General features: G+C 58.1%; 14 protein-coding genes. 4 read left to right on the top strand and 10 right to left on the bottom strand.

Annotated features, from left to right (window positions below; genetic code table 11):
• Positions 1-181, top strand: a 181-nt coding sequence (locus GHO41_RS30125; RefSeq protein WP_218580282.1) for a hypothetical protein, incomplete at its 5' end; no start/stop codon positions are given.
• 188 nt (positions 182-369) lie between these two features.
• Here the strand turns inward: GHO41_RS30125 and GHO41_RS25455 are convergent.
• From GHO41_RS25455 to GHO41_RS25420, 8 genes are all read right to left on the bottom strand, one after another.
• The gene (locus GHO41_RS25455) at positions 370-1,413 is read right to left on the bottom strand and encodes a phytanoyl-CoA dioxygenase family protein (protein ID WP_153434996.1); all 1,044 of its coding nucleotides are present in this window, start codon (positions 1,411-1,413) and stop codon (positions 370-372) included.
• Positions 1,414-1,416: 3 nt separating this feature from the next.
• Positions 1,417-3,543 carry a capsular polysaccharide biosynthesis protein gene (locus GHO41_RS25450; RefSeq protein ID WP_371929034.1) on the bottom strand — a complete coding sequence of 709 codons (2,127 nt, stop codon included), beginning with the start codon at positions 3,541-3,543 and terminating at the stop codon, positions 1,417-1,419.
• Complete coding sequence (locus GHO41_RS25445; protein WP_153434995.1) at positions 3,540-4,118, bottom strand: GNAT family N-acetyltransferase; 579 nt, start codon at positions 4,116-4,118, stop codon at positions 3,540-3,542. Before GHO41_RS25445 ends, GHO41_RS25450 begins: the two co-directional genes overlap by 4 nt.
• Before the next feature lie 4 nt (positions 4,119-4,122).
• Positions 4,123-5,631: an LTA synthase family protein gene (locus GHO41_RS25440; protein ID WP_371929035.1), complete on the bottom strand. Its 1,509-nt coding sequence runs from the start codon at positions 5,629-5,631 to the stop codon at positions 4,123-4,125.
• A gap of 7 nt (positions 5,632-5,638) precedes the next feature.
• Positions 5,639-6,415, bottom strand: coding sequence for an SDR family oxidoreductase (locus GHO41_RS25435; protein WP_153434994.1), 777 nt, complete (start codon positions 6,413-6,415; stop codon positions 5,639-5,641).
• Positions 6,412-7,725, bottom strand: a complete 1,314-nt coding sequence (locus GHO41_RS25430; protein WP_153434993.1) for a capsule biosynthesis protein — start codon at positions 7,723-7,725, stop codon at positions 6,412-6,414. Before GHO41_RS25430 ends, GHO41_RS25435 begins: the two co-directional genes overlap by 4 nt.
• Positions 7,665-9,686 carry a capsular polysaccharide biosynthesis protein gene (locus tag GHO41_RS25425; RefSeq protein WP_153434992.1) on the bottom strand — a complete coding sequence of 674 codons (2,022 nt, stop codon included), beginning with the start codon at positions 9,684-9,686 and terminating at the stop codon, positions 7,665-7,667. Before GHO41_RS25425 ends, GHO41_RS25430 begins: the two co-directional genes overlap by 61 nt.
• 178 nt (positions 9,687-9,864) lie before the next feature.
• Positions 9,865-10,911 (bottom strand): phosphotransferase, encoded by a 1,047-nt coding sequence (locus tag GHO41_RS25420; protein WP_256678855.1) that lies wholly within the window; start codon positions 10,909-10,911, stop codon positions 9,865-9,867.
• 241 nt (positions 10,912-11,152) lie between these two features.
• Between GHO41_RS25420 and GHO41_RS25415 the strand changes: the two genes are divergently transcribed.
• Positions 11,153-12,085, top strand: coding sequence for an SIS domain-containing protein (locus GHO41_RS25415; RefSeq protein WP_153434991.1), 933 nt, complete (start codon positions 11,153-11,155; stop codon positions 12,083-12,085).
• Positions 12,086-12,324: 239 nt separating this feature from the next.
• Here the strand turns inward: GHO41_RS25415 and GHO41_RS25410 are convergent, their stop codons facing one another.
• A complete protein-coding gene (locus GHO41_RS25410; protein WP_153434990.1) occupies positions 12,325-12,534 on the bottom strand; it encodes a DUF6124 family protein in 210 nt (69 codons plus the stop codon).
• A 407-nt stretch (positions 12,535-12,941) separates the two neighbouring features.
• On the bottom strand, positions 12,942-13,295 hold the full coding sequence (locus GHO41_RS25405) for a DUF6124 family protein (protein WP_153434989.1): 354 nt from the start codon (positions 13,293-13,295) through the stop codon (positions 12,942-12,944).
• Positions 13,296-13,987: 692 nt separating this feature from the next.
• On the opposite strand from GHO41_RS25405, the gene GHO41_RS25400 reads away from it, so the two are divergent.
• Complete coding sequence (locus tag GHO41_RS25400; protein WP_178126581.1) at positions 13,988-15,031, top strand: DUF563 domain-containing protein; 1,044 nt, start codon at positions 13,988-13,990, stop codon at positions 15,029-15,031.
• Positions 15,032-15,184: 153 nt separating this feature from the next.
• Positions 15,185-15,565, top strand: a complete 381-nt coding sequence (locus GHO41_RS25395) for a hypothetical protein (protein ID WP_153434987.1) — start codon at positions 15,185-15,187, stop codon at positions 15,563-15,565.
• Positions 15,566-15,628 lie beyond the last annotated feature (63 nt).

The following is a 15,628-nucleotide window of genomic DNA, read 5'->3' as shown; positions in this document are numbered from 1 at the left end:
GCGATTGCATCACCGCGTGTGTGCAGATAAACCGCGTCGTCTGCATCGCGAGCAGGTTTTGGGTTACCTGATTTTGAGCGGTGCAAGCACCTGTAGGAGCGAGCTTGCTCGCGATTGCATCACCGCGCTTGTGCAGATAAACCGTGTCGTCTGCATCGCGAGCAGGTTTTGGGTTACCTGATTTTGAGCGGTGCAAGCATTTGTGGGGGCTGGCTTGCCTGCGATTGCACCACCGCGCTTGTGCAGATAAACCGCGTTGTTTGCATCGCGAGCAAGCTCGCTCCTACAGCGATTGCATCACCGCGCTTGTGCAGATACACCGCGTTGTTTGTATCGCGAGCAGGCTCGCTCCCACAGGGGGGCGCAGTTTTAGATATGCGGTTTTTCATAGGCGTTGAGCTGTTCGATAAACCGCCAATGGCTGCGTTTGTCAAAACCCATCATGCGTTTGAGGCGGATGTCCCACCGCATGTGGTGGTTGGCGATCCACGGCAGGGCGAACAGGTGGGCACCACGCCACGGGATAAACGGGTTGCGCCGCAAGCTGGCGTAGATTTCTACTCGGTGGCTAGGCCGCAGGCTCGGGCACCGGGCGTGGAAACCCGAGGTGTCTGCCACGACCAAGGTGTTGGCCGGGACCGAAAAACGCCGGGGCGCCGGCAAGCCCAGTTCCGCCAACTCATGTTCATGAATCCGGAACGAACCTTCACGGTGCATTTGCTCACTCGAGCTGGCCGCACCCAGGCTCTGACGATATTCCCAGGCAAGACGCTCGGGCGTCAAACGATGAGAACCCGGCACGTAGCTGAAGGGCCCCTGATCATCAGCCACGTCATCCAGAAATAACCACGCTTTGGCCGTCGGGTGGAAGGTGTCTGCATGCAGTCGGGTCTGTGGGTCGTCATTGGCGTTGGCCCCATCAATTACGATCGACTGCAGTTGATAGGTGATGCCCCCCGTGTTGGACGAGGCATACGAAATCAGATCACGCACGCCGCGGTCAGCGATAAAAGCCGCGCTGGCAGGGTTCTGGGCCAGTACGTCTTGGTCCAGGCTCACGCGACGGGTCACGGCTTTGCCCTGGCGCATTTCCCAACCCGTGCTGCGCAAGTCACCCAGTTCGGCACGCAGGGCCGCAAACTGTTCGGGCGGCAGGGCGTTTTCTCGCACGAAGAAACCTTGCGCTTCGAAGCTCGCCAATTCGGCCGGGTCCAGTCGCGACGCCAGCGCCCGACGACGCATGGCCGCCACTTTCATCGCCAATTGGCGACGCTGTACATGCAAACCCATGGCGTTGAGCCGGGCATTGCCCAGCACCGGGTTGTTCTCAAACGATTTGGCGTGGGTCAGCAGTTGCAGGCAGTGCCAAGGCAATGCGGCATAGCGCCCCAGATCCTTCAATGACGTTGGCATGAACTAATCCTTTGGCGGAACCGATGCTCGGGAAATACCAAGCAGGGTCCGGGTGTAGTTGAGCAGCGGCAGTAAACGCGGGTGCTGCATCAGGCGCGGTGGGCGAGGGGTCGACAGGCTTTTGAGGGCATGCCACGCATCGCAGGGCAAAGCGGTTTGCGGGTCGGCATAGCGCGCATAGCGCAACAGGGCACCGGCTACCAACTCGTCCAGGGTCAGACGCCGGGTCCGGCGAGCAAACGGCTGGTGGTCCTGGGTCAGGCCCCATCCAGCATAAAACGGTGTGCCATAGGTCACGACGAGCAAGCCACGAAGCAAGGCTTCAAAGCCCGACGTCGAGCTGATGGTGTGTACTTCGTCGACGTGTGCATAGAGCCGGGCGATGTCGGCTCCGGGCAGTACTTGGTCGGCCAGCCCTAGCAGCATCGCGTCGGTCATGCCGCCATGGCGTTTGCCGGCTTCCACGTCAGGGTGCGGTTTGTAGACGATCCACGCGTCGGGGGCGCTGCTGCGCACTTGCCTGAGCAGCGCCAGGTTGTCGTGCAAGGTGCTGACACTGCACCGCAGCGAGGCGTCGTCTTCCACTTGGCCAGGCACCAGAATTCGCCGCTGGCCGGGACGTGCCCGCACACGGTTATCAACGTCGCTCTTGAGGTTGTACTTGCTGGTGTCCAGCGCAACGATGCGCTCGCGCAAACGGGCCGCTTCGGCCAGTAGCGCAGGCTCAAAACTGCTGTGCTCGAGCAGGGTTTCCAGATCGGACGGGGTGCTGACATCAAAATGGATGCCGCTGCGGTCAAGCACCAGTGACAACGCCGGGGCGTTGTGCGCGCCCAGCCCGTTGGAGCGCAGAAAACCATCTTCCACTCGCCATACCGGGACGTTCGCAGCTTTTGCGCGCGCCTTGAGGTCGGTCGGTTCGCGGGCGGCCCATACCAGCAAAGTACCGCGCCGGGCGGCGACGTCGGTCAGCAGCGTGGGGCTGTCTTCGGCAAAGGTCAGTTGGCCCCAGCGGCTGCTGAAAAAACGCCGCAGGTTGTGCTGTTTGTGACGCTTGACCCCGAGCACCGTGAGGTTTTCAGCAAACTCGGTATCCTGCGCTTTTTGTCGGGCCAGTTGATGGGCCACGGTCAGGGCATCGGTCGGCAGGTTGGTGAGCGGGTCGACGTAGCGGCAGTAACGCAAGTAGGCCGCAGCCACCAGTTGCACCAGATCCGGGCGTGCCTGGCGCCGGGGGATGGGCATGCGGTCGTCCGTCAGGCCCCAGCCCGCATAGAAGGGCAGGCCAAAACAGGTCACAGGCACGCCTTGAATCAAGGCTTCCAGCCCGGCCTGGCTGGTGCCGATGTAAACCCGCCGAGCCCGCCGTGCCAACGAAGCCCAAGACACCGGCCGACTTTCCAGGCCCACGCCACGCGCGGTCGCGGCAGCAAGCAGGCAACTGGGCTTTTGCCCGCCTACGCAGTCCGGGTGAATGCGCACGCGCACTTCCGCGTCCGGGTTTTCCGCAATGGCAGTGTCGAGCATCCGCACGTAATCGGCTTCGCACAGACCGCCGCCGGGAATCGAGTAATCGCCAGCGGTTTGGTCCACCACCAACACCAAGGGCCGCTCGCGCCCCAGTGGGTCGGCCGGGTCGAGGTCGGGGGCGTTGTTGTATTTGCCGATGCCGGTGCGGCGCATCAAAGCGATCAATTGGCGGGCGCTGTCCAGTTCATCCGGGCGCAAGCAGCTCGGGTCTTGCAGAATGTTTTCCAGCAGCGAAGGGCGGTCGGCCAGGTAGTGAATGCCCACCGGGTCCACCACCATCGACATTGGTGTATCACCTTCAATGCCCAGCGAAGACGAACGCAAAAAGCCATCTTCCAGGGCGATGTAGGTCAAGCCCCAACGCTGGCACAGCACTCGCGCGTGGGCCGAAGACTGCTTGTAGCCAATCCCGGCAATAGCTTTCAGGCCTTTGGGCGCGCGTTGTCCACGTTGCCACAGCCAGAACGGCTCGCCTTCGGGGCCGAGAAATTGCGGCAGATGCAGCACCTTCCACGCGACCCACTGCGACATGATGCCGATCCAGCCGGGGCCTTCAACCAAGGGCTGCAGTTGGATGACCGGTGTGTCGAGGCCGTTCACGAAGCAGACTCCACGCAGCGGCGCATGCTGCGCACCGGCGGCCACGGCACCCAGCGCCGGCGCAGCAGGCTAAAACCGTTTTGCAGGTACAGATGGCGCGCGCGGTCATTGCCCAGTGGCACTTCCAGGTACACGCACTTGAAGTCATGGGCTGTTGCCCGTTCGCTGCACGCCTGCAGCAGTGCGGTGGCAATGCCGTGATTGCGCGCCGACTTGCTCACCCGCAAGCCGTACAGCAAAAACGGATAACGCCACTCGCGCCATTCGCTCAAACAGAACGCGGCAAACCGCAGCCTGCCGCTGAGCCAGCCAAATTCACGGATAAAAGGTAGCGAGCGCAGGGCAAACGGGCCGCGCAGGTGATGTTTAAACGCGGCGTAACCCACCGGCTGTCCGTCTTCGAAGGCCAGCAATACGCGGTCCCAGTGAATGCTGCTGCCCAGCAAGCGCTGGCGGCAGGCAGAGTTGCCGATGATAAACGCCAGAGAGCCCCGTCCGTCCGTCACCAGGCGTGACAGCTTGGGATCGGCGCGCAGGTCTGGCGTCAGGTTAGAACCCAGCACAATAGCAACCATGGCCTTACGCCGCTCCGCCGACAGGGCTTTCGCTTTGGGTTTGAGCGGCACAGGCCACCAGGTGGCTGGACAGCGCATCGACCCGGATCGGGCTCGGGGTGACGCTGTGCTGGCGGCGGTTGGACCAGATCAAGTAATCGGTATCACCCGCCGGCTCGCCAACGGCCTGATACACGTTCGGCAGGATCGGCACATGGTCGCCAAAGAAACACAGCAGCGCTTCGTTGGGACGCTCAAGCAGACTGTTGCGCAGCTTGCCGAGCATTTGGTCGGCATTGGCAAGATGGCGTACATAGGGGGCCAGATCGTCCATGCCTTGCAACAGCGGGCGGTCGAACCAGGTTGGCAATTGCGCAGCGTCCACCTGCTCCAAATGCAGCGGGCCATGGTTTTCCATGGTCACGGCGTGAATAAACAGCGGCTGGGTGCGGGCTGGGTCGTGCAGCAGCTCATGGATCTTGTCCGCCACCGCGCAATCGCCAATAAACGGCCCGGCTTTCTGTGTGTCGTTAAAGCTGCGCACATCGATAAATTCGTCGAAACCCAGCGCTGGCAACACCTGGTGACGGCCATAAAAACTGCCGTCGAAGGGGTGAATGCACACTGTGCGGTAGCCTTGCGCCTTGAGGTGGCTGGCGATGCTCGGCAACCCCTGGCGCGCCAGTACGCGGTACGGGTTAAAGCGGTGTACGCCCAAGCGCTCGCCGGGGATGCCGGTCAGGTAGGCGAATTCGGTACGCACGGTATTCGCGCCCCACGCGGCCACGTGCAGCTTGCCACGGGCCAGGGCTTCGCCCGCAAGGCGGTCGTACTCACTGAGCACCTGGGGTTTGATACCCGGCCACAGCTCACGTACATCAAAAAACGATTCGCTCTGCACTGACACCAGGTCGGGCATCGGCGCCGCCGGGGCGGGCGTGTTGTCTGGGCTGAACGGTGACGCCAGCGTCGCCGGGTCGACAGGCGCACGGGCCGCCCAAAAATAACGCCACAGGCTGGCGGCCAAGCCCCAGCGCAGCAGGTCGGCTTGCGCATCAAAGGTCGGCACGCTGTGGCGGTGGCCCAGCTTCAACAGGATCGCCCCGGCCAACCCAAGCCACAGCGCATCCAGCCGACCACCGGCTACTTGCGCCTCAAAGGTCAGCCCCGCCCACAGGTAAATGACAAAACCTGTGGCCAGCAACGCGGCCTTGGCGATGCCGAAAAATGGCAGGTACAGGCGTGGGAAGCGCACAGCGTCGCTGAAATACTCGAAATCGGCACACACAAACGGCTCGCGCAGGGAGTGGTACTTGGTATTGCTGACCATCACGATCAGCAGCCACAGCAACACCACATTGATCCCGCTGAACAGCGGGCGCGCGGTCAAACCGTAGAGCAACGCCAGGCTCACGCACCAGGCCCCGGCATGCAACAACCAGCAACTCAAGGGCCGACGCAGGTGAGGGCGTGGAACCAGCAAGCGTTCAAGTAAAACGGTGATCAGCAGGCCGACAACACCTACGTGCAGGATGGAAAACTCACTCACTGTAATTCAGACCACGCAAAATAAACGAAGAAAGGCGCTGCGGCATCACCCCCAGTAGCCAGGTGCCAAGGTTCAGCGGAAACGGGAAACTGATGCGCGCCTGATTCGCCGCCAGGCCGCGCTTGATGCGTTTGGCGGCTTTTTCAGCGGTCCATAAAAAGGGCTTGGGGCCGGGCATTTCAAAGCACATTTTCGATTCGACGTAACCGGGCAAGATCACATTGACCTTCACCCCTTGCGGCGCGAGCCAGTCGCGAATGGCCTCGCCATACACCCGGATCGCCGCCTTGCTTGCGCTGTAGGTCGGTGTCACCGGCAAGCCGCGCCACCCGGCCAGCGAACTGAACAGTGCAATCTGCCCATGGCCTCTGGCACGCATGGCCGGCAAGGCGGCTTCCACGGTGGCGAAAGCCGCCATCACGTTGATGTCCAGCAAGGCGCGGGTATCGTCCCATTGCTCGCCCTGGCCCTGAGGGCCGATGTCGATATTGATTCCGGCCCCAACCACCACCAGGTCCGGTTGCTCGGCATCACTGATGCGCCGCACCATGGCCCGCAGTGCGTCAATATCGCGCACGTCAATCGGTTCCAGCAACACGCGAGCCCCGAGGGCGCGGCATTCCTCGGCCATGGCTTCCAGGCGATCCAGGCGGCGGCCTTGCAGGATCAGGGTCACGCCCGGCGCGGCATACGCGGGGGCTAGCGCACCGCCAATCCCGCCAGTGGCGCCGGTGATAAAAATACAGCGGGGCGTAGAGCGTTGGGTCATAGGAAGTTTTCAATTCTTGATGTTTTTGCCATCAGCACGGCCAGGCAATTGTTCACGGCCATATCGATGCCGCAGCCGGTGTAAAAGCCGCCATTGATCTGCGTGGTGTGAATCACCGTGTTGCGAAAGTGATGAAACAGGGCCATGTCCGGTTCGACCGGGTGCGTCCAGAAATCGTCAAGGCTACCGGGGTGTGTCAGGCCGGGCAGGGCGTAAATCGGCTTGGCCAACACAAAGGTCGGGCGCTTGTGCAGCAGTGCCGAAGCCCCGGCCGTGCTGTTGACCGTGATCATCCCGGCAATGTGCGACAACAGCGTCGGCATATGGCCATCGTCGAGAAAGTCCACCCGGTCGGCCACGTCGTAGCGTTTGGCCAGGCTCTTGGTGATGTGCTTATAGTTCACCAGCCCCGGCGTCAGCGGGTGATCCTTGATCAGCAACCGTGCGGCGCCCGGCGCATGAGCGGCAAACGAGGCCATCACATGGTCGATGACTTCGACCATATTGTTGAACGGCGAGTGATCCTTGATTTGCGAATCACTGTCCAATTGCAGCGGCAGCAAGAAGGTCGGGTTACGTTCGCGAGCGACTTCGCTCACCCGCGCATCGTCGTGACGCCCCGCAAACAGCAGGCGCACGCCACGGCGAATAAAGCCTGTGTACTCAGTAGCCGCCGTGAAGGGCGCATGGGTGCGGTAGTGCGCAAAGAACAATTTATTCAGCGCGCCGGCGCTGTGATACAGCACATCGTGGGTGGCGCGGGTTACAAACGACAGTTTGAACGCCGCGCCATTGTCATAGCTTGGGATGGACTTGCCGACGTCGCGATACCAGTCCGGGTCGCGGGGCAGGCGTGAGTTGTTATTGACCCCGTCACGCTCCAGCGTAATCCAGTAGGGGCGAAAGTAACCTTCCTCAAACACATGCACCCTAATGCCCAGGCGTCGAGCCAGCGCCACAGCCGGGCGATGCACTGGGCGGCAGTCACCGAACAGAACCAGGTCAGTGACCTCCAGCTGATTGAAATAGTGGCTGTAAAACCCTTCGAGCTCTGCCGGGCGCGACGAACAAAAAGTGCGTGAGCCCCGGCTGTACAGAACATCGCCGACATTAAAATTGACGCACTGCACCCGTTGGCCGATGCCGCGCAGGGCCTTGGCCAGACGCGCAAAGAACGGGGAACTGACGCCTTGTAGAAACAAAAAACTGCGCGAAGCGGGGGCAAGTGAACGATTCGGTCCCCGCGCTCTCAGTTTCTCAGGCGAAACCTGCCCAACAAACTGCTCAAGCGCTGTATCAAATCCTGCCATTTGGTGGTCGCTCCAGGCAGCGGTAAGGCATGCCAGTTTTGAAGTTCGTAAAGCGCCTGCTCGGCGGTGGTAAAGCGATCAGTGATGCGGCTGACGTAGGTGGGGTACAGCAGCAATGTTCCCGCCACCAGTTGGTCAAGGCTTAATAGACGCGCGCGTCGGGCCTGCACATTCGGGTGCAGGTCTTCGTCACGGGTCAACCCCCAGCCAGCGTAAAACGGCTGGCCGTAGGTGGTCACCGGAACGCCGCGCAGCAAGGCCTCAAAGCCAGACTGGGAGGTGAGTACATGCACTTCATCCACGCTTTCGAGTAACTGTTGCAAGGGCGTATTGCCGATCACCTCGTCACACCAATTCACCGTTTGCGCCTCGTCAGGGCCGCGGGCGCGGGTGCCGGCCAACACTTCAGGGTGCGGCTTGTACAACACCCAGGCGTGGGGATTACGTTCACGCACCGCCTGCAGCAACTGCAGGTTGCTGCGGATGCGATTGGCCCCAAAACGAATCGACGCGTCGTCTTCTACCTGCCCCGTGACCAAAATCACCTGCTGCGCCTCAGCGGGTCGCAGCCACGGGTCACCGGGCAAGTTGTATTTGGTCACGCCCGTGCGGCAAATCAGCTCGCGCAGTGCGTGTGCCCGTGCCAGCAGCGCGGCATCAAAGGGATCATCGAGCAAGATACGTTCCAGCCGCGACGGACGGGTGGCATCGTAGTAGATGCCCAGGTCATCCACCACCCACGACAGCGGTCGTGCCTTGCCTGCACCGAGGCCGACCGAGCGCAGAAAACCGTCTTCGACTCGGCTCACGGCCTGCGGGTGCGTCTTAAGATCGGCGTCGTGCTTACAGCCCCAAGACACTGTTGGCAGACGTGGGTCTAGTGCGTGTTTAGGTTTGACGAAGCGAGTCGTCGAACCACTAAAAAACAGTTTTGTCAGAGGTTTTTTCCAACGGCTGAAACCGAGCATTTGCACTGCCACCGGCAACGCACTGCGATGGCGGCGTTGCAGCCCCAGCCACAGCATCAGCACCTCCGGGGTGCATGGCTGCCCGGTTTCGGGGCTGACATAACGCGGGTAGCGCACCAGGCTGGCGTGAACCAGTTGTGCCAAGCTAACTGGCTGGCGCCGTGACGGGGCCGGCAAACGGTCCTGCGTCAGGCCCCAGCCGGCATAAAACGGCATGCCCCAAGTATGTACCGGCACATTCCACAGCAAGGCGTCGAAGCCCAGTTGCGAGGTCATCACATACACGGCCCGCAGGCGCGGCAGCAACTCGGCCGGGTGAACATTGCGCGCCAGTACCTGCACCCGTGGGTGAGTGGCCAGCGCCGTCAGGTCAAAATGCCCGCGTTTGCGGCCCGCGACCACATCCGGGTGCACTTTAAGCACTACGGTGCTGGTGGGGTAGCGCGTCAGCGCCGCCTCCAGCATCGCGCGGAAATCCTCCGGGCTGGCGCCTTGCAGCGAAGCATCGCCAAAGGTCTGGTCGGCCAGCAACACGCAATCATCCGGCAGCTCGGGGTGCTCGATACGCGCGTCGTTGTACTTGGACACACGCTGCTGCTGCCACAACGCTTGCAACGCTACGGCGCGCTCGGTGTCGGCAGGGCTTAGTGGAGCGCCAATCAACAGCTCCAAGCGCGAAGGCGCACTGGCGTCGTAATAGACCCCCACGTCATCGACGATCAACGACAGCGGCGGCTCATCGGCGCCCAACCCCACGGAGCGCAAAAAACCGTCTTCCAGCGTAAGGATCGGCACATTGGCCTGTGCCGCCGCGGCCATGGCCTTGAAGGCACTCGGTTTGCGGCCCCAGGCCATGACGTAATCGGCTTTATTCGTCTCGGCCACAGTGCCGTTATGCAGCGCGTAATCGGGCAGCAGCGACGGCAGGGTAGGGATGCACTGGGCGCCTTTAGAAAGGATCAACAAGCGCGGGAGGGGAGTCGCTTCTTCCATAAACCTGGAGCAAAAATCCGTTTGAGTAGCGTGCGGTACAAGACACCGACCCAAGGTCGACGACAGAAGAAAATACACACGGATATTAATACAAATTAACAGTGCAAGATCGGATATTTATCTGGTGTAAATAGGAAATATCCTAAAGTTTGAACGACAAAATGATTCCAAATAGCCTTTAGTGGCCAATTAGGCTCAGGAGGTAGTCGTACTTCTGACGCAGCACCGGCATGCGTTGCTTCTCTTGGTACTCGGCAATGGTTTCTGGGCGCAGGCAGTGGAACAGAGCGTTGAGCAAAAACATGTAGTGCAGATTGCGCAACGCCTCTTCAGGGTCGAACTGCCCCGGCAGTGCTTGGCGATAAGCGTCCACAAATTGCTGTTTAGCCTTGAGAAACATCGGCATCTCCTTTCGTCGGAACAACGCACCCAGGTACGCCCCACCGTCGAATCCCACGCGGCCAACCTTAACCTCACTCCAGTCGATCAGCAGCAGTTGGCCCTTGTCGACAAACAGGTTCTTTTGCAGGTAATCCATATGGCTAATGCATTTGGGGCTACTGCGCGCGGCGCGGCCCAGTCGGGCCAGCAGCGGGGTGAAGGCCTTGAATTGCTCTGCCAAGCCGCTAAAGCGCTCATCGTGCAGCCCGAGACGTTCAAGTTCGGGCAGGCAGCGGGCAAAGTTGAAGCGCGGGCGCAGCGCAAACCACGGCCGGTAAAAATCCATGCTCCAGAATAGCGGCGCCTTGTGCGCAGGTTGCTGGCTCAAATAACCCTGGCTCAGGGCTTCCTGCTCGGCAATCCCCCGTGCCAGTTGCGGCGCGATACCCAGCATGCGCGGCGGCTTGCCGCGCACAAAATCAGTAAAAATCAGGCTTTCCCAAGGCGTTTCAATCACCCCGATACAGGCCGGGTACTGAAACTGCGTGCTGGCACTCAGCATGTCCGGGTGGCGGTAAAAGCGTGCTTCCTGGCTGCCCAAAAAAGCTACCTTGCGGATGGACTTTTCTACCAGTTCCACGGTCTGACCCGTACACGGATCTGTCACTTGATGGTGACGCACGTAGTTGACGAACGAAGCGTTGGAGTCCAGGTCCTGGCTGGTGATTGTCAGTGCGTGCTCGCGCCATTGCGGCAACAGCGCGCGCAAGTGGTCGTGCAACTGACCGTGCTGCCAGCGGTAAAGCGTTCTGCGGCCTTGCAGGGGGAGTAGATCCAGGTTCATGACTTCAACTTAGGCAGTGCCGTATGTCCGACTTATTACGGTATTGGTAACAATATGCTGATTGATAGAGAACACAGGCACAACGAAAAGTTTACTCGCGTGCCCGTAGTAATGGTTCGGGGCCGCATTAAAGCGATAAAACCGACGAGCGATTGGCAATCGACGTTTGCTTAATGTTACAAAAACCTTAAAATTCGCCGTCCCTCCCATCACGTTGTTTTCAAGGACGAAAGTCAAAAAGATGAATCACCTCGCTATCGCTAAAGAAGCCCTTATCGCCCAAGCGCAAGCCATCACCCAGATGGCAGACCGCCTCAATGGTGAATTTCAAAGCGCTGTCGAGCTGTTGCTTAGCTGCAGAGGTCGCACCGTGGTCTGTGGCATGGGCAAGTCCGGCCTGATCGGGCAAAAAATGGTCGCGACCTTCGCGTCCACCGGTACCCCGAGCTTCTTCCTGCACCCGGCTGAAGCCTTCCACGGCGACCTGGGCATGCTCAAGCCGATCGACGTGTTGATTCTGATCAGCTACAGCGGTGAAACCGAAGAACTGATCAAGCTGATCCCGAGCCTGAAATCCTTCGGCAACAAAATCATCGCCATGACCGGCAATGGCAAATCGACCTTGGCCAAGCACGCTGACATTTGGCTCGACATCGGCGTTGAGCGCGAAGTGTGCCCCAACAACCTGGCCCCGACCACCTCGACCTTGGCCACCATGGCCATGGGCGATGCACTGGCCGTTGCGATCATCGAAGCTATTCAATTCAAACCGATGGACTTCGCCCGCTACCATCCGGGCGGCAGCTTGGGCCGTAAATTGCTGACCCGCGTGAGCAACGTAATGCACAGCCCAGCGCCGGTTGTCACCCCAACCACCAGCTTTCACGACTGCCTGCTGGTCATGACCCAAAGCCGCATGGGCCTGACCGTGGTGATGGACAACGACGTGCTGGTGGGCATCGTCACCGATGGCGACTTGCGCCGTGCGTTATTGCAGGACCAAGGTGTAATCCACACCACCGTGGAGCACTTTATGACCCGCGACCCGCACACCATCAAAGACGACTCGCAACTGTCCGAAGCCGAAGCCTACATGCTCGACCACAAAATCCGCGCCTTGGCCGTCACCAACCAAGCCAATGCGGTTGTGGGCGTGGTCGAGATTTTCGACTGATCCATCATGCCTCTCGCCCTACAGAAACCAGACCTGTCTGGGGGCTGTGTGGGCGCAGGCTGGCTAAAGGTCTCTGTAGGAGCGAGCTTGCTCGCGATGGCCGCTAACGATGACGCGTGTGTTTGATGGATAAACGCAGCAATTTTGAAGCCATCGCGAGCAAGCTCGCTCCTACAGGTTTTGAATACCGCCCACAACAAATAAAAAACGCGCCTGCTGTCACCCAGGCGCGTGCTGCTTTAGTGCATCGCCAAACCGTCCAGCGACTTGTCGACAAACACCTTGGCCAGCTCCACCAAGTGCATGACCGACATCATCAGATCGCGCGGTTGCCCGCTTAAACCATTCCCCGCCTCATGTGGCTGTATCCACGTGCGTAGGAGCGAGCTTGCTCGCGATGGGATCAACGCGTTTTTGCTGACATGCAGCGTCGTCTGAATCGCGAGCAAGCTAGCTCCTACAGGGGGTGGCAGCCGTACAAACTTGGAAACCGGCGCACTCGAAGGTGCCCTGCGCACGGCCACCATAAAGCGCAGGCCAAAAAAAGCGCCTCGCGGAGGTGGCGCTTTGCGCCAAGTTTGCAAGTCGGGCTACTAAACCCAACCGCTGTGTTTACAGCGATGGGCCGAGACGGCTGATTTTTAGCGGGTGTGACACTGGTCTAACGGCTGGCAAATACCCCGTAGGAGCTGCCGAGGAACGACGGCTGCGATCTTTTCGTCAAAAACACCGCAAAGGCTGGTTTTACGGCTGCTGCGTAACCGGACGCGGCCTCGTTCTACGAAGAGCGAAGACCTCACAATACTGGCCACAAAAAATAAAAAACGCGCCTGCTGTCAATCAGGCGCGTACTGCATCAGCGCATCGCCAAACCGTCCAGCGACTTGTCGACATACGCCTTGGCCAGCTCCACCAAGTGCATGACCGACATCATCAGATCACGCGGTTGCCCGCTCAAGCCATTCCCCGCCTCACTCGCCGAAGCACCCGCGCAGCGCAACAAGTCTGACGCCTGGGCCAAAGCCGCTTCGAAATTGACACTGTCGCAGATGGCATACGTGGCTGTGTCCACGTGCCGAATGGGCTTATGGTCTTGCAGGTAATAATTGAGGGCGCGATCTGCGGCGGCACGGTCCAGCGACTGTGAATCGCACTGTGCAGCATCATCTTGCAGGGTGAACGAAGGTGGATCGGGGACTAGCTTTTTCATGGTGAAACTCCTGACCAACTTAAAGGAGCTGTCACCTGTCGCGACTAAACGAAGGTGGCAGCCGTACGCAGGTTAGTCGACCGGTGATCAGGAAACCCGGCGCACTCGAAGGTGCCCTGCGCACGGCCACCATAAAGCTGAGGCCGAAAAAAAGCGCCTCGCGGAGGTGGCGCCTTGCGCCTGATCACATCGTCGGGCGACTAAACCCAACCGCTGTTTTACAGCGATGGCCGAGACTATGCCCCGATTTGGTCTGGCGCAAGCGAACGGGATTTTCTAGGAAGTTTCGTCACAAGGAAAGGGATGCGTCGTACGAAATGGCTGATTTTTAGGGCGTGTGGCACATCATGGTGAGGAAAGCGTGGGGCGGTTACTATTGCTCATACGTCTTTTCTACTCATCACCGTACTCGGTTCGGGCATTCAGGTATATCAATCCCTGGCTAGGTGGTTCAACAACATACGAAGGAGTGGGTGTGTTGACATCATGGGGCGGAGAGCTGCTGAAGTGCGGAGCATTGCCTATATGGTTCGATCCCTGTTTTTTGAAGCAAGTCCTCCACTGGCGGCATTTCTGTGGGCATGGCTTTCATAGTAGGCATGAAACGATGTTGTCTGCTTTGTTTGTGCTTTTTTGAAGCATAGTGTGTATTCTGGTTTTTTAAATTTTGGATGGGGGTAGCTGTGCGAGTAATGACGGTGAAAGAGTATGCGGTTCTTAAAGGGGCGCGATTTGAAGAGATTGATGTGCCTAGCGCAGATTTCTTGGTGGAAAAACATGGAAGTCGATTTGCATCATCGTTCTCTCATGGTCCGCTGACAGTTGCCCGTCTTGAAAATATTCGCTTCTTCAAGTCGCACGGATTGGTGATGACTGAAGAGGGTTGGGTTCTTAGTGACACTATGCTGGATGGACACTGCAAGAAAATGGTTGAAAGGCTTTCCGCAGGAGAAATCGACCTGAGTGGTGATTTTTCTACTGTTATATCAGAACCTTCGGCTGTAATTGGAGGTCAGCAAAACTTCTATCATTGGATGTTTAACTGGCTTTCTAAATTTACAGCGCTGCACGGTTCTTCGTATTGGAAAGATGTACGCAGTTTGATTTTGAATGGGCCGTTAGAAAAATTTCAGTGGGAAACGCTATTTAAGTTGGGTGTGAGTGGCGGTAAAAATTTGCATGTTGTGCAGGATAGCCGGCCTGTCCTGGTGAAGGACGCTATTGTCCCAACGCTTTTTTCTAATCCGCTGCATTCCCAAGGGCATGTGACTTGGTTGAGGGCTTTACTTACCTCAAAAACTGAAGATCATAATTTTGGTGAGAGAATCTATATTTCTCGAAAAGATGCAGCCAAAGGTAATCGGCAGATACTTAATGAAGATGCATTGATTGCGCTCTTGGAGGCATATGATTTCAAGATTATTCGCTTGGGTGATCTTACTTTGAGGGAGCAAGCCAGCGTTTTTAGAGGCGCGCGATATGTGGTTGCACCGCATGGTGCTGGGTTAGCTAATATTATCCATGCTGAGCCAGGAGCTTGTTTCTTGGAAATGCAGGCGGAAGGTGCTTATACCCAAGTCTATTGGTCTTTAGGGCTTTTATCGGGTGCCGGGCGCTACGATATTTTGGCGTGTGAAGGGTCTGGCGACTTTATCCCATACCAAAAGCATATTGAGGTGGATTTAGACCTTCTAGAAGCGGTTGTTTCCAAAAAATGGGAACTTGAAATGCGTTAATTTTAAATAGTAAGTTCTTTACTTTGCAGTATAAGCTTTGCTATAGGTCTTTGTGGTCTGCCTCGATTGATGGTTGTTTTATGCTGATAGCATTTGATGAGGCAGCCTTAAAGGCTTTAGGTGTCAGTGTTTAATAAGGAGTGTGGGGTTTATATGTCAATTAAAGTTGTTGATAAAGGTTTTGGGAATGTTTTAAATATCCCTGATGATGCTAGGGGGAATGTATTGATCACGATTGAAGGTGATAATAATGTTATCACTATTGTAAATTTGAGACGGGTGGATAATCTTAAGATTACTGTTGACGGTGATGGGGGGATGATACAGATGGACCCTTTTAGGATCGGTAACCTGTCGATAGGAATTAAGCACGGAGCAAAGGTTGTTATTGGTAAAGGTACCAGTATCGAAGGTGCATACATTCTGTCGGACCATGGGCGAGTTGTATCTATCGGTGATGATTGTATGTTTTCATATAATGTGCAAATAAGAACCACGGACTCCCATGGTATTTATGATGTCCTGAATTCATAGAATAAGCGCAACGCTTGAAACGAGAGGCAGAGAGCCAGCCACCGGTAGAATCCAGGCTCTCAC

Source organism: Pseudomonas sp. FSL R10-0399, from assembly GCF_009600165.1.
Lineage (GTDB): Bacteria > Pseudomonadota > Gammaproteobacteria > Pseudomonadales > Pseudomonadaceae > Aquipseudomonas > Aquipseudomonas helleri.
This window is presented reverse-complemented; position numbering and strand designations above follow the sequence as displayed.

What these genes read in the sequence shown, in the direction of transcription:
- GHO41_RS25455 (WP_153434996.1), bottom strand. Translation starts at nt 1,413, where the DNA reads ATGCCAACGTCATTGAAGGATCTGGGGCGCTATGCCGCATTGCCTTGG.
- GHO41_RS25445 (WP_153434995.1), bottom strand. Translation starts at nt 4,118, where the DNA reads ATGGTTGCTATTGTGCTGGGTTCTAACCTGACGCCAGACCTGCGCGCC.
- GHO41_RS25435 (WP_153434994.1), bottom strand. Translation starts at nt 6,415, where the DNA reads ATGACCCAACGCTCTACGCCCCGCTGTATTTTTATCACCGGCGCCACT.
- GHO41_RS25430 (WP_153434993.1), bottom strand. Translation starts at nt 7,725, where the DNA reads ATGGCAGGATTTGATACAGCGCTTGAGCAGTTTGTTGGGCAGGTTTCG.
- GHO41_RS25425 (WP_153434992.1), bottom strand. Translation starts at nt 9,686, where the DNA reads ATGGAAGAAGCGACTCCCCTCCCGCGCTTGTTGATCCTTTCTAAAGGC.
- GHO41_RS25420 (WP_256678855.1), bottom strand. Translation starts at nt 10,911, where the DNA reads ATGAACCTGGATCTACTCCCCCTGCAAGGCCGCAGAACGCTTTACCGC.
- GHO41_RS25415 (WP_153434991.1), top strand. Translation starts at nt 11,153, where the DNA reads ATGAATCACCTCGCTATCGCTAAAGAAGCCCTTATCGCCCAAGCGCAA.
- GHO41_RS25405 (WP_153434989.1), bottom strand. Translation starts at nt 13,295, where the DNA reads ATGAAAAAGCTAGTCCCCGATCCACCTTCGTTCACCCTGCAAGATGAT.
- GHO41_RS25400 (WP_178126581.1), top strand. Translation starts at nt 13,988, where the DNA reads ATGACGGTGAAAGAGTATGCGGTTCTTAAAGGGGCGCGATTTGAAGAG.
- GHO41_RS25395 (WP_153434987.1), top strand. Translation starts at nt 15,185, where the DNA reads ATGTCAATTAAAGTTGTTGATAAAGGTTTTGGGAATGTTTTAAATATC.